This is a genomic window from Streptomyces montanisoli (assembly GCF_017813245.1).
In the GTDB taxonomy this organism is placed as follows: domain Bacteria; phylum Actinomycetota; class Actinomycetes; order Streptomycetales; family Streptomycetaceae; genus Streptomyces; species Streptomyces montanisoli.
Window position 1 is genome coordinate 21,201 of record NZ_JAGIQL010000027.1, and the last position, 22,153, is coordinate 43,353.

Consider the following 22,153-nt stretch of genomic DNA (forward strand, 5'->3'; position numbering starts at 1 on the left):
TCCCGGCCGGAGGCTGGGGGACGTCGGCGACTGACGACAACGCCGGAGGCGGACCGCAGGGCGTCGGGAGCCCGCTCGCTATCGTGCACCAGCTCGTTAATCAGCGGGCGATCCGGTGCGGCGGCCGGGGAAGAGTACGGGCCCGCGCGACGCTGTAGTGCACAAGGACCGCACGACTTTGACGCGCGCGCATCGCGAAGGGACGCCACGACCATGGCCGCTGGACACACGATCACCGTCGAATCGAGCACGCAGCACGTACGGGTGGAGCGGGACGGGCAGGTGCTCGCCGACAGCCACCACCCGCTGGCCCTGCACGAGACGGGCTGTCCCGTGCGCTACTACCTGCCTCCCGAGGACGTCAGGGTGGAGCTGCTGACGCCCTCGGGGACGACGACGCACTGCCCCTTCAAGGGCGACGCCTCCTACTGGTCGCTGCCGGACGCGCCCGACCTGGTCTGGGCGTACGAGGAGCCGAAGGAGTCGGTGAAGGCGATCAAGGGCCACTTCTGCTTCTACGACACGGAGATCGTCAGCGCCTGAGGCTCTCCTGGTGGGCCGCCGCCCGCACCGTCTGGGACAGGAGGACGGCGATCGTCATCGGGCCCACCCCGCCGGGCACCGGCGTGATGAGGCTCGCGCGCCGCCGGGCGGTGTCGAAGTCGACGTCGCCGACGTTGCCCTCGTTGTAGCCGGCGTCGATGACGACGGCGCCCGGCTTGATCGCGTCCCCGCCGATGAAGCGCGGCCTGCCGACCGCCGCGACCAGGACGTCCGCCTCCCGCACGTGCGCCGCGAGGTCCCGCGTGCGGGAGTGGCAGTAGGTGACGGTGGCGTCCCGGCCCAGCAGGAGCATGCCGGCCGGCTTGCCGAGGATGGCGCTGCGGCCGACGACGACGGCGTGCTTGCCCGCGAGGTCGACGTCGTGGGCGTCGAGCAGGCGCATGATGCCGCCGGGCGTGCAGGAGACGAAGCCGGGCAGGCCGAAGGCCATCGCGGCGAACGCGTGCGTGGTGACGCCGTCGACGTCCTTGCCCGGCGCGATGGCCTCGAAGGCGGCGCGCTCGTCGATGTGACGGCCCATCGGGTGCTGGAGCAGGATGCCGTGGACCGAGGGGTCCTCGGACAGGCCGGTGACGGTGTCGACCAGTTCCGCGGTGGTGACGCCGGCGGGCAGCGCCACATGGCGCGACTCGATGCCGGCGCGGGCGCAGCGGTTGCGCTTCATGCGGACGTACGTGACGGACGCCGGGTCGTCGCCGACGAGGACGGTGGCGAGGCAGGGGGCCGCGCCGGTGCGCGACGTGATGCCCGCGGCGGTGGCGGCGGCCTCGTCCACGATGCGGCGGGCGAGTGCCGCGCCGTCCATGAGGCGGGCGGTGTGGTCGGTGGCGGGCTGCGTCATGTGCGGGCTCCTCCTGGGTCCACGAACGCGGAAGTCGCCCAGGCGCACGGCAGTGGCAGCGGGTGCCGGGCCGCTCCCCGGTGGTGACCCACCTCAGCGCCAGTCACGGCCCGGCACCGATGGTACGCGTCCGGGCGCGCGGAGGGCGCCCACGCGGATTCCTACGGCCACGCCATGGCGAGCTCCCGCTGGAACGTCTCGTATCCCGCCCGCGCGAACGCCGCCGCCATCGGCGTGTTCGCCACGTCCGTCGAGGCCCTGACGCGGCGCGCGCCCGAGGCGGCCAGCACGCGCGTGCCCTCGGCCAGCAGGTCGTCCGCGTACCCGTGCCCGCGGTGGGCCGGCAGGACGCCGAGGTAGGCGATGATCGGCCCGTAGGCGTTGCGCGCGGGGACGACGAAGCCGACGGGCTCGCCGGTGGGGAGCGTCGCGACGCGCCACCACTGCCGGGGGCTGCGGTAACGCGCCAGTTCCCCGTCGTACTGCTCGCGTGCGCACCGCTGCGCCGGCATCGTGGCGAGGTCCCGCCTGCTGTGCGCGTCGAGGGTGCCGTCGAGGACGGCCGCCATCAGGCCCACCAGCTCGTCCCGCGAGGCCACTTGCCGGAACAGCAGGCGTGGGGACGCGGCGGGCACGCCGGCCGACGGGGCCCACTGCAGGCGCAGCCGCTCCACCAGCGGGCGCGCGCCGGTCCTTGCCAGGGCGTCGGTCCGTACGGCGACGGCGCGGGCCTCCTCGGGGTCCTCGTGCCAGCCGGGTGTGAGGTACCTGCCGTAGTCCGGGCGCGGCTCGCAGTCGGGGAACAGCTGCGCCATCGCCGTCTCCAGGAGCGCGGCGCCGATGTCCGGGCCGGTGGAGGGGCCAGTGCCGGCGCCCGCCTCGATGTCGAAGACGTCGAGCAGCATCGGGCCGTCGCCCCGCTGCCGCGCCCACCACCCGGCGCGCGCCACGACGCGGCCGTCGCGCAGCGCCATCCACAGCCATGACGTGTGCCGCCGCCCCGCGTCGAGGTCACCCGCGAGCTCGTCGTCGAGCACATAGGGCAGCGACGTGAAGAGCGGCAGTTCGCTCGCGTCGGCCAGCGGCCTGAGCATCACCCCTGGCGGGAGCGACGGGGCGGATGGGACGGACGGGACGGATGGTGCGGTGTGTTCGGTCATGTCTCCCCAGTGATGACGTCGGAACAGCCTGTTTATCCACCGTTGTCCACTTTCTCAACCGGTTTGCGTACGAGCCCTTCCCCACCTAAAGGCCTAATGGTAATACTGTCGCCACATCCCACTCGACCTCCGTGAGGACCCGACGATGCTGTTCCACACCCTCAACGGCGCTGCGCGCGTCACCACCTGTGCCGTGGCCGGAGCCGTCGCGGTGACCGTGCTCACCGGTTGCCAGCCCAAAGGCAGCAGCTCGTCCGCTTCGGGCGGTGGAGGCAGCTCCTTCTACTCGGGCAAGACGCTCACGATCGAGGTCCCCTACGGTCCTGGCGGCGGCTACGACCAGTGGGCGCGCGTCATAGCGCCGTACATGCAGAAGTACCTCGGGGCCGGCAGCGTGAAGATCGTCAACGCCCCCGGCGGCGGCGGTCTTGTGGGCACCCAGGCGATCTACCACGCGCCCGCGGACGGGCTGACCATCGGCGACACGAACGCCGGCGGCGACGTCTTCGACCAGATCGACCACGCCTCCGGGTTCAACCTGGACATGCGGAAGGTCAGCTGGCTCGGCCGTCCCGACGACGACCCGCACATCATCGCCACCCACTCCAAGGGCCCCTACAAGACGTTCGACCAGCTGGCAGGCAGCAAGGGCAAGATCTCCGCGCTGGCGACGGGCAAGGGCAGCTCCGACTACAACGCCGCGGTGATCGTCTACAACGCGTTCAAGGTGCCGTTCAAGATGGTCGCCGCGTTCTCGGGCAGCAGCGCCGAGAAGGCGGCCTTCACGAGCGGCGAAGGCACGTCGGCCTCCGTCTCCTCCTCGGACATCGCGTCGATCTCCAACTCCGCCAACACCGTCCTGGTGGTCTCGTCCAGCCCGTTCAGCAAGCTGCCGAAGGTCCCCACCGTGATCCAGGAGGCCCAGAAGCACGGGATCTCGGGCAACACGCTGCAGGCCCTGCACGCCCTCACCGACGTCATGGACCTCGGACACGCCTTCTTCGCGCCCCCCGGCGTCCCGTCCGCCCGGCTCACGGCGCTGCGCACCGCGTTCAAGAAGTCGATGGACGACCCCGCCTTCCAGAAGGCCGCCAAGAAGGCCGGCCTCTACCAGGGCTACGAGTCGAGCAGCGACCTGTCGGCGGCGGTCAGCAAGGCGCTCAGCCAGGGCGCGCTCTTCGGCGACCTGCTGAAGACGAGCTGATTCCGGCTCAGGTCCGAACTGGGAAGCGGAAGGAAACGACGTGATTCACGGCCTGCTGTCAGGGCTGTCCGGCCTGCTGGACCCCTACACCCTGCTGCTGCTCCTCCTGGGAACGCTGGTGGGCACGCTGGTCGGCGCCATCCCGGGACTCGGCGGCGCCGTCCTGCTGACACTGCTGCTGCCGTTCATCTACGGCATGCCGATCGTGCCCGCGCTGGCCCTGCTGCTCGCCGCGCACACCGGCATCTACTTCAGCGGCTCGGTCACCGCCATCCTCTTCAACACGCCGGGCGCCCCGGAATCGGCGGCGACGACGTTCGACGGCTACGCGATGACGCGAAGAGGCCAGCCCGCGAGGGCGCTCGGCATCTCCGCCACCGCGACGACCATCGGCGGCTGGGTGGGCGTGCTGCTGCTCGCCGTGCTCATCCCGTTCATGAGCAAGCTGGCCACGCTCTTCCACGCGTCCGAATACCTCGCGCTGGCCGTACTCGCCATCGTGCTGATCGGCCAGATGCGGGCGGGGTCCGTCACCAAGGGCCTGCTGTCGGGGGCGCTCGGCCTCATGGCGTCGTTCGTCGGGTTCGACCCGATCACCGGCGTGCAGCGCTTCACGGGCGGCCAGCAGTCGCTGTACGACGGGATCAACATCACCGCGGCGGCCCTCGGGCTGTTCGCGCTCTCCGAGATGATCCGGATCTACGGCACGGGCCGCCGCTCGCTGTCGGAGTCCGGCGGCGGGGCCATCCGCAAGGGCGGCACCCCGGGAAACCGCGTGGTGCTCGGCGTGCGGGACGTGCTCGACCACCCTTGGCTGACGATCCGCTCGGCGATCCTCGGGACGGCCCTCGGGATCGTCCCGGGCATCGGCGGCATCGCCGCCAACTTCATCTCCTACGGGCAGGCGATGAAGACGTCCAAGCACCCGGAGCGGTTCGGCCAGGGCACCCCCGAGGGCATCATCGCCCCCGAGTCCTCGTCGATCTCGAAGGAGGCGGGGGCGCTCCTGCCCACCGTCGCGCTGGGCGTGCCCGGCGGTGTCGGGATGGCCGTCCTGCTGAGCGGTTTCACCATCCTCGGGATCGTGCCGGGGCCCGCGATGCTCGAGGACCACGTCGACGCCGTGTGGGCGATGGCCCTCGTGATCGGTGTCGGGTCCCTGCTCGCCAGCCTGACGGGCCTGGGCCTCGCCCCGTTCCTCGCGCGCCTGGCCAAGGTGCCGGGGCGGACGCTGGTGCCGTTCGTCGTCGCGCTCGGATTCCTCGGCGTGTTCGCCGCGTCGGACGAGGCGGCACAGGTGGCGGTCATGGTGGCCTTCGGCGTGGCGGGCTACCTCATGACCCGCTTCGGCTACAGCCTGCCCGCGGCGATGATCGGCTTCATCCTGGGCAAGGTCGTCGAGAACAATCTGTACCTCGTCTCCCAGTTGCAGGGCTGGGGCTCCCTGCACCGCCCGATCACCGACATCCTGCTGGCGATCACCCTGCTGAGCCTGTTCGGTCCGCTGCTCCGCCGCGGCCTGCGCCTGGTGTCGCCGCGGCGCGCCGGCCGGGCCGCCCCGGCCGGCTCCGCACCCCCTGTCGTGGACGTGGACGACGACGAAGCGGGGGCAGAACCGGCCTCCCGCACTTCCAAAGCAGGAGACAAACGATGAGCGACACGGCTGCGAACGGCACGCACGGCGAGCGGCGCCGTCTTCACCTCGGCGAACTCCTCATCGATCTCGCGATCGTGGCGGGCTCGCTGCTGTATCTGCACGCCGCGAGCAAGTACCCGCCGCAGGGACGGCAGGTTCCTGATGTCGTCGGCTGGATCGCGCTGGCCCTGGGCGCGCTGCACCTGCTCGCCCACGTGGTTCCCGGGCTGTGGGGGTTGACCCACGGCAAGGACGGGCGGCGGCAGGAGCCGCGGGCCGTTCCCTCCCCGGCTCAGGAGGCGGACGAGGCGCAGGCCGCCGCGGCCGACGGCGAGACGGCCCACGGCGAGGCCGCCCCCGCTTCCCCGTCGATGTCGATGGCGCAGGGCGACTCGCGGCAGATACTGATCGCCATCGCGTGGATCGCGGGACTGCTGGCCGGCACCTACGTGCTCGGCTACGCGGTGGCCATCCCGCTGTTCTTCTTCGCCTACTTCGCGGTCATGCGGGCGTGGCGCACCGCGGTCGTCAGCGCGGTCGTCATGGGCGTGCTCACGGAGGGCGTGTTCGCCCTCGCGCTGTCGGTACCGCTGCCGACCGGCATGTTCTGGTGACGCGGACGGGCGCCGTCTGACGGGCGCCGGCTGACGGGCGCCGGCTGACGGACGGCCGGGGGCCCGCAATGGTGCCCGTGCGGGGGCCCGGGCCGGGTCAGCCGGCGGTGGCGGCCAGGTCCCGGCGGCGCGTCGTGGCGATCGTCGCCGAGCCGACGACGCGGGTGCCGTCGTAGAGCACGATCGCCTGGCCCGGGGCGACGCCGCGCACCGGCTCGGGGAACTCCACCCGCAGCGTGCCGTCGGCCAGTTCAGCCGTGGCCGGCGTCTCGCCGCCGTGAGCCCGCAGCTGCGCCGTGTACGTGCCGGGGCCGGCGGGCGCCGCCCCGCACCAGCGGGGCCTGACGGCGGTGAGCGCCGTGACGTCGAGCGCGGCGGCGGGCCCCACGGTGACGGTGTTGTCGACCGGGGAGATGTCGAGGACGTAGCGCGGCTTGCCGTCAGCCGCCGGGTGGCCGATGCGCAGACCCTTGCGCTGGCCGATCGTGAAGCCGTAGGCGCCGTCGTGCGTGCCCACCCTCGCGCCCGACTCGTCGACGATGTCGCCCTCGGCGCGGCCGAGGCGCTGCGCCAGGAAGCCCTGGGTGTCGCCGTCGGCGATGAAGCAGATGTCGTGGCTGTCGGGCTTCCTCGCCACGGCGAGGCCGCGCCGCTCCGCCTCGGCCCTGATCTCGTCCTTGGTGGTGAGGGTGTCGCCGAGCGGGAACATCGCGTGCGCGAGCTGGCGCTCGTCCAGCACGCCGAGCACGTACGACTGATCCTTGGCCGGGTCGCTGGCGCGGTGCAGCTCGCGGGCGCCGTCCTCGCGCGTGACGACCGTCGCGTAGTGGCCCGTGCACACCGCGTCGAAACCGAGCGCCAGCGCCTTGTCCAGCAGCGCGGCGAACTTGATCTTCTCGTTGCACCGCAGGCACGGGTTGGGCGTGCGGCCCGCCTCGTACTCCGCGACGAAGTCCTCCACGACGTCCTCGCGGAACCGCTCGGCGAGATCCCACACGTAGAAGGGGATGCCGATGACGTCGGCCGCGCGGCGGGCGTCGCGTGAGTCCTCCAGCGTGCAGCAGCCGCGCGCCCCGGTACGGAACGACTGCGGGTTGGCCGAGAGGGCGAGGTGCACACCGGTGACGTCGTGCCCGGCCTCGGCGGCGCGCGCGGCGGCGACGGCGGAGTCCACGCCGCCCGACATGGCGGCGAGTACGCGGAGGGGGCGGCGCTGCGAGTTCTCAGTCATAGCGCTCCCCAGGGTACGTGCCGCCGGGAACAGCGGTCGCGCGGATATGCGTTGAACGCTGCATGGGACGCGAACTCCCGCCTGCCTGGGGCGGCAGGGGCGCCACACCGGGCCGCCGCGCGGTGCTGATCGGCGGCGGTGCGGCGCTGCTCGGCGGCGCCGTCGCGCTGGCCGAGGGGCTGTCCGGCCGTGGCGCGCCGGGGACCGGCCCACGCGCGCCGGGCCGGCCCGACTACGCGGACGCGCGCTGGGTCGCGGCGTCCACGGACAACTACCGGGTGGCGGACCGCCCGCACGACTTCCGCATAGAGATGGTGGTCGTCCACGTCACCCAGGCCGACTACGACACGACCGTGCGGCTCTTCGAGGACCCGCGCCACGAGGCGGCGGCACACTACGTGGTCAGGCAGGACGGCCGGGTGACGCAGATGATCCGCGAGCTGGACGTGGCGTTCCACGCGGGCAACCGCTGGTACAACGACCACAGCGTCGGCATCGAGCACGAGGGGTTCGTGACGCGACCGCGCGACTTCACGGACGCGATGTACGCGGCGTCCGCGCGGCTGACCGCCGACGTGTGCCGCCGCTACGGCGTCCCGGTGGACCGCAGGCACGTGATCGGCCACGTCGAGGTGCCGGGCACGGACCACACGGACCCCGGCAGGTTCTGGGACTGGCCGCGGTACATGCGGCTGGTCGCGCGGGCACGGGAACGGGACGCGTAGGGCGCGGCGGGCGCAGGACGCACCGGCGACCGGCGCCCCGCAGGTCAGCCCGGGTCCGCGCCCCGCGGGTCAGCCCGGGTCCGCGCCCCGCGGGTCAGCTCAGGCCCGCGCCCCGCGCGCGCTCCACCGCAGGGCCGATGGCCCGCGCGACGGCGGCCACGTCCTCGCGCGTCGAGGTGTGGCCGAGGGAGAAGCGCAGCGTGCCGCGCGCCAGGTCGGCGTCGCGGCCCGTGGCGAGTACGACATGGCTCGGCTGGGCGACACCGGCCGTGCAGGCGGAGCCGGTGGAGCACTCGATGCCCTGGGCGTCGAGGAGCAGGAGCAGTGAATCGCCCTCGCAGCCGGGGAACGAGAAGTGCGCGTTGGCGGGCAGCCTGCGCTCCGGGTCGCCGCCGAGCACCGCGTCGGGGACCGCCTTGAGCACGGCGTCGACGAGCTCGTCGCGCAGGGCGCCGATCTCACGGGCGAAGGTCTCGCGCCGCTCGGCGGCGAGGCTCGCGGCGACGGCGAAGGACGCGATGGCGGGCACGTCGAGCGTGCCGGAGCGCACCTGGCGCTCCTGGCCGCCGCCGTGCAGGACGGGCACGGGGGCGTGTTCCCTGCCGAGCAGCAGCGCTCCGATGCCGTAGGGCCCGCCGATCTTGTGTCCCGAGACGGTCATCGCGGCGCAGCCCGACGCGCCGAAGTCCAGCTCGGTCTGGCCGAAGGCCTGGACGGCGTCGGTGTGCAGCGGGATGCCGTGGGCGCGGGCGACCTCGGCCAGCTCGGGCACGGGCAGCAGCGTGCCGATCTCGTTGTTGGCCCACATCACGGTGACAAGCGCCACGTCGCCCGGTTCGCGCTCGACGGCCTCGCGCAGCGCCTCGGGCTCGACCCTTCCGTACCGGTCGACGGGCAGGTACTCGACGGTGGCGCCCTCGTGCTCCCCGAGCCAGTCGACGGTGTCGAGGACGGCGTGGTGCTCGACGGGGCTGGCCAGGATGCGCGTCCTGGCCGGGTCGGCGGCCCTGCGCGCCCAGTACAGGCCCTTGACGGCGAGGTTGTCCGCCTCGGTGCCGCCCGAGGTGAAGACGACCTCGCTCGGCCGCGCGCCGAGGGCGGCGGCCACGCTCTCCCTGGCCTCCTCGACGGTGCGCCTGGCCCTGCGGCCCGCCGCGTGGAGCGAGGAGGCGTTGCCCGCGAGGCCGAACCGGGCGGTCATCGCCTCGATCGCCTCCGGCAGCATGGGAGTGGTCGCGGCGTGGTCGAGGTATGCCATGGTGCGCCTGATTCTACGAGCCGGAAAACGCTGCCTGCGCATCGGTACCCAGGTAACCGGCGGCACACTCCGGTTCACGCCGGCCCGTTCGCGGGACCGGCGGCTCACCCGCTCGCATCACCCGCCCGCGCCCGCCGCGGTGCGCTCAGGCGAGGTCCTTCGCGCGCGGCGCGCGGGCGAGCTGGCGGGACTGGGCGACCAGCCGGTCCGCGCTGTCCCAGACCTCGGCGTCCTCCTCCAGGAAGCCGCCCGCGAGGTTGCGGGTGGCGATGGCGACCCTGAGCGGTCCGGAAGCGGGCCTCGCCCGCACGTGCACGGTCAGTTCGACGGTCGGCGTCCAGCCGCTGACGCCGAGGTCGAAGGCAGCCGGCGGCAGCGCGTCCACCGCGAGCAGCAGCGACAGCGGGTCGGGGTCCCTGCCGTCCGCGAGGCCGAACCAGCCGCGCAGCTCGCCCGTGCCCGTGGGCTTGCCGATGGCCCAGCCGCTGGTGGCCGGGTCCATCCTGACGTCGAGCCGGCCGAGCAGCGTGGAGTCGCCGAAGACGTCCGTGGGTCCGTCCGAGCTGCCGAAGCACTCCTCGGGCGGCGGCATGGCCGGCGGCTTGGCGTTGGTGCGGACCTCGTCGGTGAGGGCGCCGAGGTCGCCGTACGTGGCGAGGACCCTGACCCGCTCGACCTCGCTGCCGTCCTCGGCGAACTGGGTCAGGGCCGCCTGGCCGGTGGAGACGGTCCTTCCGGTGCGCACGGTCTCGGTGCGGATCACCGCGGGTCCCGGCGCGGACGGCGTCAGGAAGTGGGCGGAGACGGTGAAGGGGTCCGGGTGCGGCAGGGCCAGGCCGAGGGCGCGCCCGGCGGTGGCGAGCACGTAGCCGCCGTTGAGCGCCTTGAGGATGGACCAGCCCGGTGACAGGTCCGCCTCGTATACCCCGGGTGCGCGGGAGGTGACGGCCGTGTCGCGGTCGAACTCGCTTCCAGCGGTGGGTGCCTGTGCCATGGCATCAGACTACCGCCACCTACTGACCAGTCGCTTAGCCCGCTGCCGACCGGACCGCCGCCGGGCCTGTGACGCTCGCTACACCTCCGCTACGCCTCAGCTACGCCTCCTCGGTCGCCTCCGACCTGCGGTGCCAGGCGCGTGGCGCGCGCCAGTGGTAGCGCATCGCGAACAGCCGCAGGAGGAAGGCGAACAGGGCGGCGAGCGTGCCGGTCAGCGCGCCGAACGCACCGAAGCGCACGCACAGCGCCGTCGTCGCGGCGCCCGCGATGGCCGGGACGGCGTACAGGTCGCGGTCCCAGCGCAGCAGCGAGGGCACCTCGTTGGCGAGCACGTCGCGCAGCACGCCGCCGCCGACGGCCGTCGCGGTGCCGAGCGCGGCGGACGCGGTGAGTCCGAGCCCGTACTCGTACGCCTTGGTGGTGCCGGTGACGCAGAACAGGCCGAGCCCGGCCGCGTCGAACACGTACACCCCGGCCTGGATCCGCTCGACCTGCGGGTGGAGGAAGAAGACGAGCGCCGTGGCGACGAACGGCGTCACGAACGAGGCGAGGTCGGTGAAGGCGGCGGGCGGCACCGCGCCGATCACGAGGTCGCGGAAGAGGCCGCCGCCCAGCGCGGTGACCTCGGCGAGCACGGCCATGCCGAAGACGTCGAAGTTCTTGCGGACGGCGAGCAGGGCGCCGGAGATCGCGAAGACGAAGATCCCGACGAGGTCGAGGACGTGCTGTACGGAGGGCCTGAACAGTTCGACTACCACGCCGCAATTCTGCCGGTGGCCTCTCGCCGTGTCCGGCGAAGGGCCACCGGCCGACGACGGCGCGGGCGGGCCCGGTCGTCCGCCGGTGCCCGCCCGCGCTCACGCCGCCGGGCTCACTTCGCCGGCTTCTGCTCCTGCGTCCCCTCGTCGCCGCCCTTCTTCTGGGCGGGCACGGGGGCCGGCTTCCCGGGGGTCACGAGGACCTTCTCCGTGTCCTGCGGCTGCTGGTCGGGCGCGTTCTCCGGGTGGTGGCAGGCCGTGCGGTGGCCCGGCGCTATCTCCAGGAGCGGCGGCTCCTTCGTCGCGCAGACGTCGGTCGCCTTCCAGCACCGGGTGTGGAAGCGGCAGCCGCTGGGCGGCGAGATCGGCGACGGCACGTCGCCCTTGAGCAGGATGCGCTCGCTCTTGGCGCCGCGCCGCTTGGGATCGGGCACGGGCACGGCTGACAGCAGCGCCTTGGTGTACGGGTGCATCGGCGACGAGTAGAGCGCGTCGCGGTCGGCGAGCTCGACGATCTTGCCGAGGTACATCACGGCGATGCGGTCGGAGACGTGCCGGATGACCGACAGGTCGTGCGCGATGATCACGTAGGTGAGGCCGAGCTCGTCCTGGAGGTCGTCCAGCAGGTTGACCACCTGCGCCTGGATCGACACGTCGAGCGCGGAGACCGGTTCGTCCGCGACGACCAGCTTCGGCTTGAGCGCGAGCGCGCGGGCGATGCCGATGCGCTGGCGCTGGCCGCCGGAGAACTCGTGCGGATAGCGGTTGTAGTGCTCGGGGTTGAGCCCGACCAGCTCCAGCAGGCGCTGGACCTCCTTCTTCACGCCGCCGTCGGGCGTGACGCCCTGGAGCCTGAAGGGGGTGGCGACGATGCCGCCGACCGTGTGGCGCGGGTTCAGCGAGCCGAACGGGTCCTGGAAGATCATCTGGACGTCGCGCCGCATCGGGCGCATCCGGCCCGCGGACAGGTGCGTGATGTCCCGTCCCTCGAACTCGACCTTGCCGCCGGTCGGTTCGAGCAGCCGGGTGACCAGCCTGCCCATGGTGGACTTGCCGCAGCCGGACTCGCCGACCACGCCGAGGGTCTCCCCCGGGCGCACGTCGAAGGAGAGGCCGTCGACCGCCTGGACGGCGCCGACCCTGCGCTTCAGTATCCCCTTGGTGATCGGGAAGTGCTTGGCCAGGTCGGTGACCCTGAGCAGCGGCTCGGGTTCCGTGCCCGCCGCACCCGCGGCCGGCCCGGCGTTCGTTGCCTGCTTCGTCGGTTCACTCACAGCTTCGGCGCAATCTCTTCGGTCCAGATCTTCTCGCGCTGTTCGCGCGTCATGTGGCACGCGGAGAAGTGGCCACCGGTGGTCTCCCGCAGCTCGGGCCGCTCGGTACGGGTGACGTTGTCGGGGGGCACGTCGGCGTACGGGCAGCGCGGGTGGAAGGCGCAGCCGGAGGGGACGTTGATCAGGCTGGGCGGCGCCCCCTTGACCGGCACGAGCCGGTCGGTCTGCTCGCGGTCGATGCGCGGCATCGAGCCGAGCAGGCCCCACGTGTAGGGGTGCTGGGGGTGCTCGAAGACCTGCTCCGAGGTGCCGCGCTCGATGCAGCGGCCCGCGTACATCACGAGCAGCCGGTCGGCGATCTCGGCGACGACGCCCAGGTCGTGGGTGATCATCACGACCGCGGAGCCGAACTCCTTCTGCAGGTCGCGGATGAGGTCGAGGATCTGCGCCTGGACGGTGACGTCGAGGGCGGTCGTCGGCTCGTCCGCGATCAGCAACTGCGGGTTGTTGACCAGCGCCATGGCGATCATGGCGCGCTGGCGCATGCCGCCGGAGAACTGGTGCGGGAAGTCGTTGAAGCGGCGGGCGGGCTCGGGGATGCCGACGCGGTCGAGCATCTCGACGGCCCGCTTGCGCGCGGTCTTCTTGTCCGCCTTGTTGTGGACCCGGTAGGCCTCCACGATCTGCGCGCCGACCGTGTAGTAGGGGTGCAGCGCGGACAGCGGGTCCTGGAAGATCATGGCCATCTTCTGGCCGCGCAGCTCCCGTACGCGCTGCTTGTCGGCGCCGATCAGCTCCTCGCCGTCGAGCCAGATCTCGCCGGAGATCCTGGCACGGTCGGAGGTGTGCAGGCCCATGATGCCGAGCGACGTCACGGACTTGCCGGAGCCCGACTCGCCGACGATGCCGAGGGTCTGGCCGGCCTTGAGGTCGAAGCTGACGCCGTCGACGGACTTGACGAGGCCGTCGTCGGTGTCGAAGTGGATCCTCAGGTCGCGCACGGAGAGGAACTCGCGCGCGCCCTCCGCCTTGCCGGCGGCGCCCTTGCCGGCGCTGTCCTTGGCGGCGGTGTCCTTCGCCGCCGCGGAAGCGTCCTTGGTGGCGGCGTCCTTGTGCGTGTCGTCGCTCATGAGAGCCTCACCCGGGGGTCGATCGCGGCGTACACGAGGTCCACCAGCAGATTGCAGACAACGATGAAGAAGGCGGTCAGCAGGGTCACGCCCATGACGATCGGCAGGTCGTTGTCGGTGACGCCCTGGATCGCGTACGCGCCGAGGCCCTGGAAGGAGAACACCGATTCGGTGATGACCGCGCCGCCGAGCAGCAGCGCGAAGTCCATGCCGAAGATGGTGATGAGCGGGGTGAGCGCGGAGCGCAGGCCGTGCTTGACGATGACCTTCCGCTCCACGAGCCCCTTGGCCCGCGCCGTCCTGATGTAGTCCTCGCCCATGGTCTCCAGCATCCCGGCGCGCGTGAGCCGCGCGTAGAGGGCCGAATAGAGGAAGGCGAGCGACACCCACGGCAGGATCAGGTTCCAGGCCCATTGGGCGGGGTTGTCGACGAACGACACGTAGTGCACGTTCCAGATGTGCAGCCAGTTGAAGCTGAACAGCGCCAGCAGCGCCAGGCCGGTGAAGAACATCGGGAGCGAGACGCCCATGAGCGAGATGCCCATGGCGAGGCGGTCCCAGATCGAGCCGCGCTTGAGCGCGGACAGGATGCCGGTGGATATGCCCGTGATCAGCCAGATCACCGCCGCGCCGATGGCGAGGGAGAAGGTGATCGGGGCGCGCTGCTGGATCTGCGGCCACACGGCGGTGTGGGTCTTGAACGAGTAGCCGAAGCAGGGCGCCGAGCAGTGGGCCGGGTCGGGGCCGAACGAGTAGTTGGCACCGGCGACGAGGCCCTTGATGAAGTGCCAGTACTGCTCGTAGATCGGCTGGTCGAGGCCGAGGTTCTTGATGACGGCCTTGATCACGTCGGGGTCGGGCGACTTCCCGACGTACTGGGCGGCCATCGACTGGATGGACTGCCCGGCAGCGCGGGGAAGGAGATAGAAGATCGCGAAGGTGACTGCGCTGACCACCAGCAGCAGCAATACCGCGGCGAATACGCGTCGGATGATGTACGCAGCCACAGCCGTACGGCACCGGACCGGCGGGGCCGGGTGGGTCCCGGCCGGCCCGACGCCTTCACCTGCCTTTCAGGGAAAGCCTCGGAGACCTCCGGGGGCCGCGGCCCCCGGAGGTGGTTCCTACTTGGTCGAGGTCAGGGTCGTGTAGTCGTACATGCCGAGGTAGGCCGCCGCGACCTCCACATTGGCCGCCGACTTCGGGCGGTACAGCAGGTTCTTCTTGTAGTAGAGCGGGACGATCGAGCCCTGCTTCATGATCATCTGGTCGATCTTGCCCCACTCGGCGTTGCGCGCCGTGTCGTCGACCGTGGCGATGGCCTTGTCGAACTCGTTGTTGATCGCGGGGTCGTCGAGCTCCGACAGGTTCGTGCCACCGGACGGCTTGATGGCCCGGCCGTCGGCGATCTGGTCGAGGAAGCCGTAGCCGGTCGGCCAGTCGGCGCCCCACGCCATCATCATCATGCCCGCGTTGTTCTTGTGGACCCAGTCCGGGACGCCGGCGAAGTCCGTGAAGTACTTGTCGGCCGGGAAGGTCTTGATGTTGGCGGTGATGCCGACCTTCTTCAGCGACTGCTGGAGCTGCGTGGCCGCCGTGATCTCGTCAGGCCGGTCGGAGCGCGCCGTCAGCGTCGTGGCGAAGCCGTTCGGCTTGCCGCACTTGGCCAGGTACTGCTTGGCCTTCGCGACGTCGCCCTTGTTGCCGGCCGTCGGGTACAGGTCGAACTTCTTGTACCCGTTGACGGTGGGCGGGATGACGGTGGTGGCGGGCGTGCCCTTCACCGAGCCGCCGACCGCGTCGATCATGCCGGACTTGTCGACGGCGTACTGCACGGCGAGGCGGCAGTTGACGTTGTCGAACGGCTTGACCTTGTTGTCGAGGGCCAGGTACTGGAGGGCGCCGGCGAACGGGTTGTCCGTCTGCGCCTTCTCCTGCGGGTTGCTGAGCACCTTCGGCTGCGTCTTCGACGCGACGCCCGTACCGCCGATGTCGACGGTGGTCTCGTCGTTGATCAGGTGCTCGTCGACCGTCGTCTGGTTGACGTTGTACTTGAGGACGATCTTGTTCGGCAGGGCCTTGCGGATCGGGTCCGTCTTCGGGTCCCACTGCGGGTTGCGCACGAAGGTGGCGCCCGTGGACTCGCTGAACGACGAGAACTTGTAGGGGCCCGTCGACTGGATGTTCTTCTGGTAGGACGCGCCGGTGTCGAACTTCTTCTCCACCGGTGCGGTCTGCGAGAACGTCGCCAGGTAGTCCATGTCGGCGAACGGCTTGCTCAGGTGGAAGACGATCGTGTTCGCGTCGGGCGTCTCGATCGACTTCAGGCCGTCGGCGGACTTGTCCTTGTAGGGACCCTTGTAGCCCTTGTCGTTCGCGAGGTACGTCTTGAAGTACGTCGGGCCGTTCGACAGCGCCTCGGGCGCGAAGTTGCTGCGCTCGATCGCGTACTTGACGTCCTTCGAGGTGACCTCGGTGCCGTCCTGGAACTTCACGCCCTTGCGGATGTGGTACGTCCAGGTCTTGGCGTCGGGGCTCGACTTGCCGGGGCCCGTCGCGAGGTCGGGGACGACCTTCAGGTTGCCCGAGCCGGGGACGGGCTTGAAGGTCAGCAGCGTGCGGCCGTAGAGGCGCGAGAAGTTCTGCACCCAGCCGTAGTACGTGTTGCCCGGGTCGAGGGAGTCGGCGCCGCTGGAGATCTCCGCGGTGACCGTCCCGCCCTTCTTCGTCGTCTTGTTGGCGATGCCGGTGACCGCGGCGTTGGCCTTGGCGTTGCCGCCGTTGCTGCCGTCGCTCGAGCCGCCGCCCCCACAGGCGCTGGCGGCGAAGCCGAGCGCCAGCACCGCGGAGATCGCCGCGGCCGTCCTTCTGTTCATCATGGTGAGGATGTCCCCCTCAGTTGTCAGGTGCGGCACGGCCGCTCTTACTTGCCACGGGGGTCGAGCGCGTCACGCAGCCCGTCACCCAGCAGATTGAAGGCCAGGACGGTGACGAAGATCGCAACACCGGGGATGACCATGAACATCGGGTCGACCTGGTAGAGGTCGGTCGCCTGGTTGAGCATGCCGCCCCAGGAGGACTGGGGCGGCTCGATGCCGACGCCCAGATAGCTCAGGGAAGCCTCGAAGAGGATGTTGGTGGGGATGAGCAGCGTCGCGTAGACGAGGATCGGCGCGACGAGGTTCGGCAGCAACTCCCTGAACAGGATGAACACGCCCCGTGCACCGAGCGACCTGGACGCCTCGACGAACTCGCGCTCACGCAGCGACAGCGTCTGCGCACGCACGATGCGGCCCATGTACGGCCAGTTGAAGAACCCGATGACGAAGACCAGCACGGCGATGCGGAGCGTCAGGCCGCTGAGGCCGAACGCCTTGCCCTGCAGCGTCGCGGAGATGGAGATCGCGAACAGCAGGAGCGGGAACGCCAGGAAGGTGTCCATCACACGGCTGATGGTGCTGTCCACCCAGCCGCCGTAGAACCCGGCGACGACGCCCATGACGACGCCGATGCACACGGAGAGCATCGTCGCGCCGCCCGCCACGAGCAGCGACACCCAGGAGCCGTCGAGGATGCGGGCGAAGATATCACGGCCCGTCTGCGGCTCGACGCCGAACGGGTGGTGCCAACTGATGCCTCCGAAGGCCCCCTTGGGGGCCAGCAGCGTCGGGTCGACGAGGCTCTGGTGGAAGGCGTTGGGGTCGAGGCCGAAGATGGCCTGGATCGGCTTGGACAGGATGGCGACGAGGATCAGGAGCACCACGACGACCCCGCCCGCCATCGCGACCTTGTCCCGCTTGAGGCGGGTCCAGGCGATCCGGCCGAGCGAGCGCCCCTCGATCTGCTTGCCCGACGCGCCGGCGAGTACCTCCTCCGGCTGCGCGCTCGCAGCGGACTTGGTGGTCTCTATTGGTGCCGTCATTGCGCTGGAGACCCCTCTTCTCGGCCGACGATGACCGGCCCACGACCGCCGACATGGCGGAACTGCGCCGCTGTGGCGGCCGATTCACTGATCAATTCCGATCAACATGGTGCATGTGTCCCGTCCCCGATACGACACCGGGGCCCGGTCCGTGCCACGTGAAGGCCGCCACCCGCAGGTTCGGGGTGCCCTCGTCACGGAACCACGTGCTGGGGGGAGTCTTCTGCGAGTCCGCGATCACCCGCCAGACCTGACGGGGAATGGTTGCTCAACCGTGATGCATCCCATCAGGTTCCGTTATGCGGACGCCGGGTACTCCTGAGCGGATCTTCCGGACATCCCCGGCCGCCTCGGCCGGCCCCGTCCGCCGGCCGGCGGACGGCGCGTGCGGCGCCCGTGCACGGCTCTGATCAGTAGCGTTGTGCCGGGGGCGGGTATCCGTACCCGACGGCGGGAGCTGCGGGCCCGTGCGCTTCGCGGTCGTAGAACGGACGGGCGTTGGCGCGCAGCCACATCGTGACCGGGTCGTGGTCGTCGGACATCGAGACCGTCGACACCGGCAGCCCCTCGGGCACGGCGGCCACCGCCTCGCGCATCATCGCGCGTACGGCGCCGACGGCCGCGCCGCTCGTCTCGTAGAGGTCGAGCCCGACGGCGAGGTAGGCCGCGCCGAGCGCCGGCTGCACCCAGGCGCGCCGCAGCGACCTGACGGGCGGCGTGCGGTGCGCGTTCTGGGTGAGGAGAGCGTAGAAGCGCGGAATCCGTAGCGTGGGCTCGGTGATCCGCAGGGGGCCCGCGGGCATGCGGTCGAGGCCCGTGGCGATCCTGCGCAGGTCGGGCCAGGGGATGCCGACGCCGCCGCCCGGCGCGTGCGGGTTGAGCCAGATGCCCCAGCCGTCGGGGTACAGGGCGCCGGCGATGTCGCGGGCGGTGACCACCTCGTGGGAGCGGTTCCAGCCGCTGGCCGCGAGTTCGCGCGCGGAGGTCACGCAGGGCGCGTAGCCGTGGCCGTCCACCCGCATGTTGCCGTACTGCGCGGAGGGCGATCCCGGGCTGCCCTGCCACAGCAGCATCCACAGGCGGCCGGCCGTCTCGTCGGCGAGGGCGTGCAGCAGTGCCTCGTAGGCGTCGTAGCGGCCCGGCGCCACCTGGCGCAGCGTCTGCTCGACCTGCCCCGCCTCCGCGGTGCCTGGCGCACTCACTTAAGGTTCCCCGCCCCTCTGACTGACCCCGCAAGCCGTTGTCCCGCCGACTGTCCCGCCGACCGGTCCGCTCCCCCGGCCGTGACCGCCGACCGCCGGCCATCGGCCATCGGCCATCGGCCATCGGCCATCAAACCAGCTTAGGCGGCCGCGCCCCTACAGGTACGGCGGCAGGGCGCGGCGCCACCGCGTGGCGTCACGGCGCGCGGTCAGGCCTGCGCGCGCTGGTAGAAGGGGCGCACCCGGCCGAGGATCCAGTCGGCGACCGGGTCCTCCCGCGCCACGTCGAGCAGGAGCAGGTTGACCTGCCAGGGCACGTTGACCCGGCCGAGCGCCCTGCCGAGCGCGTCGAGCGCCGCGTTCCCGTCGAGTGGCCCCCAGGGCATCAGTTGCACGCCGACGAAGAGCTGGTCGGCGCCGCCCTCGACGGAGGCGAGGGCGCGGCGCGCGGTCGCGACCACCGCGGACGCCTCGAACTCGGCGGACGCGGCGGCGAGGAAGTCGAGCGGCTCGTCCTGCCAGTCCGGCTCGAACAGCCGGACCCTGCCGCCCGTTTCAGGACCGTCGAGCGGGGTGCGGCCCGAGCGGCACAGCTCGGCGACCGCGGCGGGCGGCAGCGGAACGCCCACCACGCCCCCGGGGTTCACGACGATGCCGAGCTGCGGCGGCAGGCCGCGGGCGAAGTCGCGCGCGGGCGCGACGGTGAACGACATGTGGGAGCCGACGCAGTGCAGGAACTGCTCCCGCGAGCTGAAGACGGGGACGTAGGCCCCGCCCGCTATCTCCATCGTCGGCAGGTCGAGGTCCGCGCTGCCGGGCCCGCCTCCCTCGGGCAGCGGCACCCAGACCTCGCTGCGGCCGAGTACCTCGACCAGTCGGGCGCCCGCCGATTCGTTGCCGAGCGAGGCGGCGAGCACCTCTTCGAGCTCGTTGCCCGGCCATGCCGTGTCCACTGCGCGTCGTCCTCCGTCCCTGTGGTTTCGAAAGCAGACCCTAACGGCCCTGCTCGCCACCGGTTCCCGCGGCCGTGAAGGCGATGCCCGCGAGGGCCCGGGCCGCCTCCCGGTCGAGGAGCACGGCGGAGTGGCAGCCGGCGGGCAGCCTGGCCGACTCGACGGCGGCCAGCAGCGCCCGCACGGCCCTGCGGTGGCGCGCGAACGCGTACCGCGACACGCCCCTGCCGCGTGCGCGCTGCCCGGCACGTGCCACGTCGGGCGCCACGTCGATCAGGACGAGGTGCAGCGCCCGGCCCCGGCCGCGTGCCTCGCGGGCGAGCCAGCCGCGCACCCACCGCTGCGTGCCGCAGTCGTGCACGACGGCGCTGCGGCCCGAGCGCAGCACGCGCCAAAGACCGGCGTAGTGGGCGAGGCGCACGAGCGGGCGGTAGAGGGCGTAGGGGACGCGCGGCAGCCGGCCCGCCCAGCGCTCGCGGGCGTCCTGCGAGTCGACGCCGCCCTGCGCGGCCCGCCTGATCAGCGTGGACTTGCCGCTGCCCGGCAGCCCGGAGACGACGACCAGGTCGCCCGGCGCGTAGACGAGATCGCCGCCGGGCGCGAGCGGCCTGCCCCGTAGGTCGCGGACGGCGGGTGCTCCCCGTTCCGTCGCCGTCCCGTTCCGTAACACCATGGCCGCCCCCGCAGTTCGGTAAAGAAAGGGTAATGCCAACCGAGGTTTCCGTGGCGGGGCGCGCGTGCGATGATGGCGGCGCCAACTGCATACCGGCCGTTTGAATCCGCGCGGGAGAGTTCCGGTCACCTCGGGTGCGCCGGACGCCGAAGGAGCAAGTTCCTCCCTTGAATCTCTCAGGCACCGATACCGCGCGGGCGAGGCAGATCTGAAAAGCGGGCCGCGTCGCGCGCCCCACCCAAGGTGCAAGTCATGAGCCCTGTCCGGGCGGTCATGACGAACCTCTCAGGTTCCGATGACAGATGGGGAGGACCGTCCTCGCCATCCACCCCGGGAGCCACCGATGAGCCCTGACACACGCCGCACCGCGCTGGACGCCGTGCACCGCGCGCTGGGCGCGACCATGACCGACTTCGCGGGCTGGGACATGCCGCTGCGGTACGGCAGCGAGCGCGACGAGCACAACGCCGTACGCTCGGCCGCCGGCCTCTTCGACCTCTCCCACATGGGCGAGATCACCCTGACGGGCCCCGGCGCGGCCGCGGCCCTCGACTACGCGCTGGTCGGCAACATCGGGGCGTTGGCCGTGGGCCGCGCCCGCTACACGATGATCTGCCGCGAGGACGGCGGCATCCTCGACGACCTGATCGTCTACCGCCTCGGCGACGAGGAGTTCATGGTCGTCGCGAACGCGTCGAACGCGCAGGTCGTGCTGGACGAGCTGACGGCGCGCGCCGGCGGCTTCGACGCGGCCGTGCGCGACGACCGCGACGCGTACGCGCTGCTCGCGGTGCAGGGCCCGAACTCGCCGGCGATCGTGAAGTCGCTGACGGACGCGGATCTGGACGGCCTCAAGTACTACGCGGGGCTGCCCGGCACGGTGGCCGGGGTGGACGCGCTGATCGCGCGCACCGGCTACACGGGCGAGGACGGCTTCGAGCTGTTCGTCGCGCCGGCCGACGCGGAGCGGCTGTGGCAGGCGCTGACGGAGTCCGGCGCGGACGCGGGCCTCACGCCGTGCGGCCTGTCCTGCCGCGACACGCTGCGCCTCGAGGCGGGCATGCCGCTGTACGGAAACGAGCTGACCACCGGCCTCACGCCGTACGACGCCGGTCTCGGCCGGGTCGTCAAGTTCGAGAAGGAAGGCGACTTCGTCGGGCGGATGGCGCTTGCCACGGCGGCGGAGCTCGCCGCGGTGAAGGCGCCGCGCAAGCTGGTCGGCCTCGTCGCCGAGGGCCGCAGGGTGCCGCGCTCCGGCTACCACGTGGTCGCGGGCGACGCGGTCGTCGGCGAGGTGACCTCGGGCGCCCCCTCCCCCACCCTGGGCAAGCCGATCGCGATGGCGTACGTGGACGCGGCCCACGCGGAGCCCGGCGCGACGGGCGTCGGCGTCGACATCCGCGGCACGCACGAGCCCTTCGAGGTCGTGGCCCTGCCGTTCTACAAGCGCCGGAAGTGATAGGCGTACCGCTTCGTCGGCCGGACACGGAATCGGATCCGGAAACGGACTCGGATGCGGATTCGGCCGCCCGCCGCACCACCCCCCGGCCGCTCACGGCCGCCCACCCGCGTACAGGAGAATGCATCCCATGAGCAACCCGCAGCAGCTGCGTTACAGCAAGGAACACGAGTGGCTGACGGCCGCCGAGGACGGCGTGTCGACGGTCGGCATCACGGAGTTCGCGGCGAACGCCCTCGGCGACGTCGTGTACGTGCAGCTCCCCGATGTGGGGGACACGGTGGCCGCGGGTGCGACCTGCGGCGAGCTGGAGTCCACCAAGTCGGTCAGCGACCTCTACTCGCCGGTGAACGGCGAGGTCACGGCGGTCAACCAGGACGTCTCCGACGACCCGTCGCTGGTCAACACCGCGCCCTTCGAGGGCGGCTGGCTCTTCAAGGTCCGCGTCTCCGAGGAGCCGAAGGACCTGCTCTCGGCCGACGAGTACACCGACTTCGCCGGCAACTGACCCGCCGACCCGCGCCCGGTCACGGACCGGCCGACACCAGGGACT

General features: G+C 71.6%; 21 protein-coding genes and 3 riboswitches. Of the genes, 7 read left to right on the forward strand and 14 right to left on the reverse strand.

All coding sequences use genetic code 11. The annotated features are described in order from the left end of the window. Nucleotides 1-213: 213 nt before the first annotated feature. Nucleotides 214-543, forward strand: a complete 330-nt coding sequence (locus JFN87_RS09465; RefSeq protein WP_209339491.1) for a DUF427 domain-containing protein — start codon at nt 214-216, stop codon at nt 541-543. On the opposite strand, the gene JFN87_RS09470 is transcribed toward JFN87_RS09465, so the two are convergent. Both JFN87_RS09470 and JFN87_RS09475 read right to left on the reverse strand, forming a co-directional pair. Then, entirely contained in the window at nt 533-1,405 is an 873-nt protein-coding gene (locus JFN87_RS09470) for a bifunctional 5,10-methylenetetrahydrofolate dehydrogenase/5,10-methenyltetrahydrofolate cyclohydrolase (protein WP_209339492.1), read from the reverse strand. The two genes, JFN87_RS09465 and JFN87_RS09470, sit on opposite strands and share 11 nt — an antisense overlap. Before the next feature lie 29 nt (nt 1,406-1,434). Next, a riboswitch (ZMP/ZTP riboswitch) is annotated at nt 1,435-1,522 on the reverse strand. 44 nt (nt 1,523-1,566) lie between these two features. After that, nucleotides 1,567-2,565: a GNAT family N-acetyltransferase gene (locus JFN87_RS09475; RefSeq protein WP_209339493.1), complete on the reverse strand. Its 999-nt coding sequence runs from the start codon at nt 2,563-2,565 to the stop codon at nt 1,567-1,569. Nucleotides 2,566-2,710: 145 nt separating this feature from the next. Between JFN87_RS09475 and JFN87_RS09480 the strand changes: the two genes are divergently transcribed. Genes JFN87_RS09480 through JFN87_RS09490 form a run of 3 tightly spaced genes read left to right on the forward strand, consistent with a single transcriptional unit; the run spans nt 2,711 to nt 6,019 of the window. Continuing rightward, nucleotides 2,711-3,769: a tripartite tricarboxylate transporter substrate-binding protein gene (locus JFN87_RS09480; protein WP_209339494.1), complete on the forward strand. Its 1,059-nt coding sequence runs from the start codon at nt 2,711-2,713 to the stop codon at nt 3,767-3,769. 40 nt (nt 3,770-3,809) lie between these two features. Further along, nucleotides 3,810-5,423 carry a tripartite tricarboxylate transporter permease gene (locus tag JFN87_RS09485; RefSeq protein WP_209339495.1) on the forward strand — a complete coding sequence of 538 codons (1,614 nt, stop codon included), beginning with the start codon at nt 3,810-3,812 and terminating at the stop codon, nt 5,421-5,423. Then, the gene (locus tag JFN87_RS09490; RefSeq protein ID WP_209339496.1) at nt 5,420-6,019 is read left to right on the forward strand and encodes a tripartite tricarboxylate transporter TctB family protein; all 600 of its coding nucleotides are present in this window, start codon (nt 5,420-5,422) and stop codon (nt 6,017-6,019) included. The genes JFN87_RS09485 and JFN87_RS09490 overlap by 4 nt, the downstream gene beginning before the upstream one ends. 97 nt (nt 6,020-6,116) lie before the next feature. Here JFN87_RS09490 and mnmA read toward each other — a convergent pair whose 3' ends face one another. After that, nucleotides 6,117-7,250, reverse strand: a complete 1,134-nt coding sequence (gene mnmA / locus JFN87_RS09495; RefSeq protein WP_209339497.1) for a tRNA 2-thiouridine(34) synthase MnmA — start codon at nt 7,248-7,250, stop codon at nt 6,117-6,119. Between the two features lie 62 nt (nt 7,251-7,312). On the opposite strand from mnmA, the gene JFN87_RS09500 reads away from it, so the two are divergent. Further along, entirely contained in the window at nt 7,313-7,975 is a 663-nt protein-coding gene (locus tag JFN87_RS09500; RefSeq protein WP_209339498.1) for an N-acetylmuramoyl-L-alanine amidase, read from the forward strand. Nucleotides 7,976-8,069: 94 nt separating this feature from the next. Here JFN87_RS09500 and JFN87_RS09505 read toward each other — a convergent pair whose 3' ends face one another. From JFN87_RS09505 to JFN87_RS09555, 11 genes are all read right to left on the reverse strand, one after another. Beyond that, nucleotides 8,070-9,233: a cysteine desulfurase family protein gene (locus JFN87_RS09505; RefSeq protein WP_209339499.1), complete on the reverse strand. Its 1,164-nt coding sequence runs from the start codon at nt 9,231-9,233 to the stop codon at nt 8,070-8,072. Nucleotides 9,234-9,378: 145 nt separating this feature from the next. Next, a complete protein-coding gene (locus JFN87_RS09510) occupies nt 9,379-10,227 on the reverse strand; it encodes a thioesterase family protein (protein WP_209339500.1) in 849 nt (282 codons plus the stop codon). Between the two features lie 100 nt (nt 10,228-10,327). Continuing rightward, nucleotides 10,328-10,987: a trimeric intracellular cation channel family protein gene (locus JFN87_RS09515; RefSeq protein WP_209339501.1), complete on the reverse strand. Its 660-nt coding sequence runs from the start codon at nt 10,985-10,987 to the stop codon at nt 10,328-10,330. Between the two features lie 113 nt (nt 10,988-11,100). Next, nucleotides 11,101-12,261 carry an ABC transporter ATP-binding protein gene (locus tag JFN87_RS09520; protein ID WP_209339502.1) on the reverse strand — a complete coding sequence of 387 codons (1,161 nt, stop codon included), beginning with the start codon at nt 12,259-12,261 and terminating at the stop codon, nt 11,101-11,103. After that, nucleotides 12,258-13,391 carry an ABC transporter ATP-binding protein gene (locus JFN87_RS09525; RefSeq protein WP_209339503.1) on the reverse strand — a complete coding sequence of 378 codons (1,134 nt, stop codon included), beginning with the start codon at nt 13,389-13,391 and terminating at the stop codon, nt 12,258-12,260. The genes JFN87_RS09520 and JFN87_RS09525 overlap by 4 nt, the downstream gene beginning before the upstream one ends. Further along, nucleotides 13,388-14,398: an ABC transporter permease gene (locus JFN87_RS09530; protein WP_209339504.1), complete on the reverse strand. Its 1,011-nt coding sequence runs from the start codon at nt 14,396-14,398 to the stop codon at nt 13,388-13,390. Before JFN87_RS09530 ends, JFN87_RS09525 begins: the two co-directional genes overlap by 4 nt. Nucleotides 14,399-14,515: 117 nt before the next feature. After that, on the reverse strand, nt 14,516-16,270 hold the full coding sequence (locus JFN87_RS09535) for an ABC transporter substrate-binding protein (RefSeq protein WP_209339526.1): 1,755 nt from the start codon (nt 16,268-16,270) through the stop codon (nt 14,516-14,518). 44 nt (nt 16,271-16,314) lie between these two features. Continuing rightward, complete coding sequence (locus JFN87_RS09540) at nt 16,315-17,313, reverse strand: ABC transporter permease (protein WP_209339505.1); 999 nt, start codon at nt 17,311-17,313, stop codon at nt 16,315-16,317. 410 nt (nt 17,314-17,723) lie between these two features. After that, nucleotides 17,724-18,515, reverse strand: coding sequence for an enhanced serine sensitivity protein SseB C-terminal domain-containing protein (locus JFN87_RS09545; protein WP_209339506.1), 792 nt, complete (start codon nt 18,513-18,515; stop codon nt 17,724-17,726). A 209-nt stretch (nt 18,516-18,724) separates the two neighbouring features. Continuing rightward, nucleotides 18,725-19,468 (reverse strand): enhanced serine sensitivity protein SseB C-terminal domain-containing protein, encoded by a 744-nt coding sequence (locus JFN87_RS09550; protein ID WP_209339507.1) that lies wholly within the window; start codon nt 19,466-19,468, stop codon nt 18,725-18,727. Between the two features lie 40 nt (nt 19,469-19,508). Further along, nucleotides 19,509-20,141, reverse strand: a complete 633-nt coding sequence (locus JFN87_RS09555) for an AAA family ATPase (protein ID WP_209339508.1) — start codon at nt 20,139-20,141, stop codon at nt 19,509-19,511. A gap of 101 nt (nt 20,142-20,242) precedes the next feature. Next, nucleotides 20,243-20,343: riboswitch (glycine riboswitch) on the forward strand. Continuing rightward, a riboswitch (glycine riboswitch) is annotated at nt 20,344-20,453 on the forward strand. A 31-nt stretch (nt 20,454-20,484) separates the two neighbouring features. Between JFN87_RS09555 and gcvT the strand changes: the two genes are divergently transcribed. Together gcvT and gcvH are read left to right on the forward strand one after the other, a co-directional pair. Further along, a complete protein-coding gene (gcvT, locus tag JFN87_RS09560) occupies nt 20,485-21,600 on the forward strand; it encodes a glycine cleavage system aminomethyltransferase GcvT (RefSeq protein ID WP_209339509.1) in 1,116 nt (371 codons plus the stop codon). Between the two features lie 130 nt (nt 21,601-21,730). Beyond that, on the forward strand, nt 21,731-22,108 hold the full coding sequence (gcvH, locus tag JFN87_RS09565) for a glycine cleavage system protein GcvH (protein ID WP_209339510.1): 378 nt from the start codon (nt 21,731-21,733) through the stop codon (nt 22,106-22,108). Nucleotides 22,109-22,153: the final 45 nt, after the last annotated feature.

Bases quoted from the DNA above. Each gene is read 5' to 3' on its own strand.
- JFN87_RS09470 (WP_209339492.1), bottom strand. From the start codon at position 1,405: ATGACGCAGCCCGCCACCGACCACACCGCCCGCCTCATGGACGGCGCG.
- JFN87_RS09535 (WP_209339526.1), bottom strand. From the start codon at position 16,270: ATGATGAACAGAAGGACGGCCGCGGCGATCTCCGCGGTGCTGGCGCTC.
- JFN87_RS09525 (WP_209339503.1), bottom strand. From the start codon at position 13,391: ATGAGCGACGACACGCACAAGGACGCCGCCACCAAGGACGCTTCCGCG.
- mnmA (WP_209339497.1), bottom strand. From the start codon at position 7,250: ATGACTGAGAACTCGCAGCGCCGCCCCCTCCGCGTACTCGCCGCCATG.
- JFN87_RS09490 (WP_209339496.1), top strand. From the start codon at position 5,420: ATGAGCGACACGGCTGCGAACGGCACGCACGGCGAGCGGCGCCGTCTT.
- JFN87_RS09475 (WP_209339493.1), bottom strand. From the start codon at position 2,565: ATGACCGAACACACCGCACCATCCGTCCCGTCCGTCCCATCCGCCCCG.
- JFN87_RS09555 (WP_209339508.1), bottom strand. From the start codon at position 20,141: ATGGTGTTACGGAACGGGACGGCGACGGAACGGGGAGCACCCGCCGTC.
- JFN87_RS09500 (WP_209339498.1), top strand. From the start codon at position 7,313: ATGGGACGCGAACTCCCGCCTGCCTGGGGCGGCAGGGGCGCCACACCG.
- JFN87_RS09510 (WP_209339500.1), bottom strand. From the start codon at position 10,227: ATGGCACAGGCACCCACCGCTGGAAGCGAGTTCGACCGCGACACGGCC.
- gcvH (WP_209339510.1), top strand. From the start codon at position 21,731: ATGAGCAACCCGCAGCAGCTGCGTTACAGCAAGGAACACGAGTGGCTG.
- JFN87_RS09465 (WP_209339491.1), top strand. From the start codon at position 214: ATGGCCGCTGGACACACGATCACCGTCGAATCGAGCACGCAGCACGTA.
- JFN87_RS09480 (WP_209339494.1), top strand. From the start codon at position 2,711: ATGCTGTTCCACACCCTCAACGGCGCTGCGCGCGTCACCACCTGTGCC.
- gcvT (WP_209339509.1), top strand. From the start codon at position 20,485: ATGAGCCCTGACACACGCCGCACCGCGCTGGACGCCGTGCACCGCGCG.
- JFN87_RS09505 (WP_209339499.1), bottom strand. From the start codon at position 9,233: ATGGCATACCTCGACCACGCCGCGACCACTCCCATGCTGCCGGAGGCG.
- JFN87_RS09540 (WP_209339505.1), bottom strand. From the start codon at position 17,313: ATGACGGCACCAATAGAGACCACCAAGTCCGCTGCGAGCGCGCAGCCG.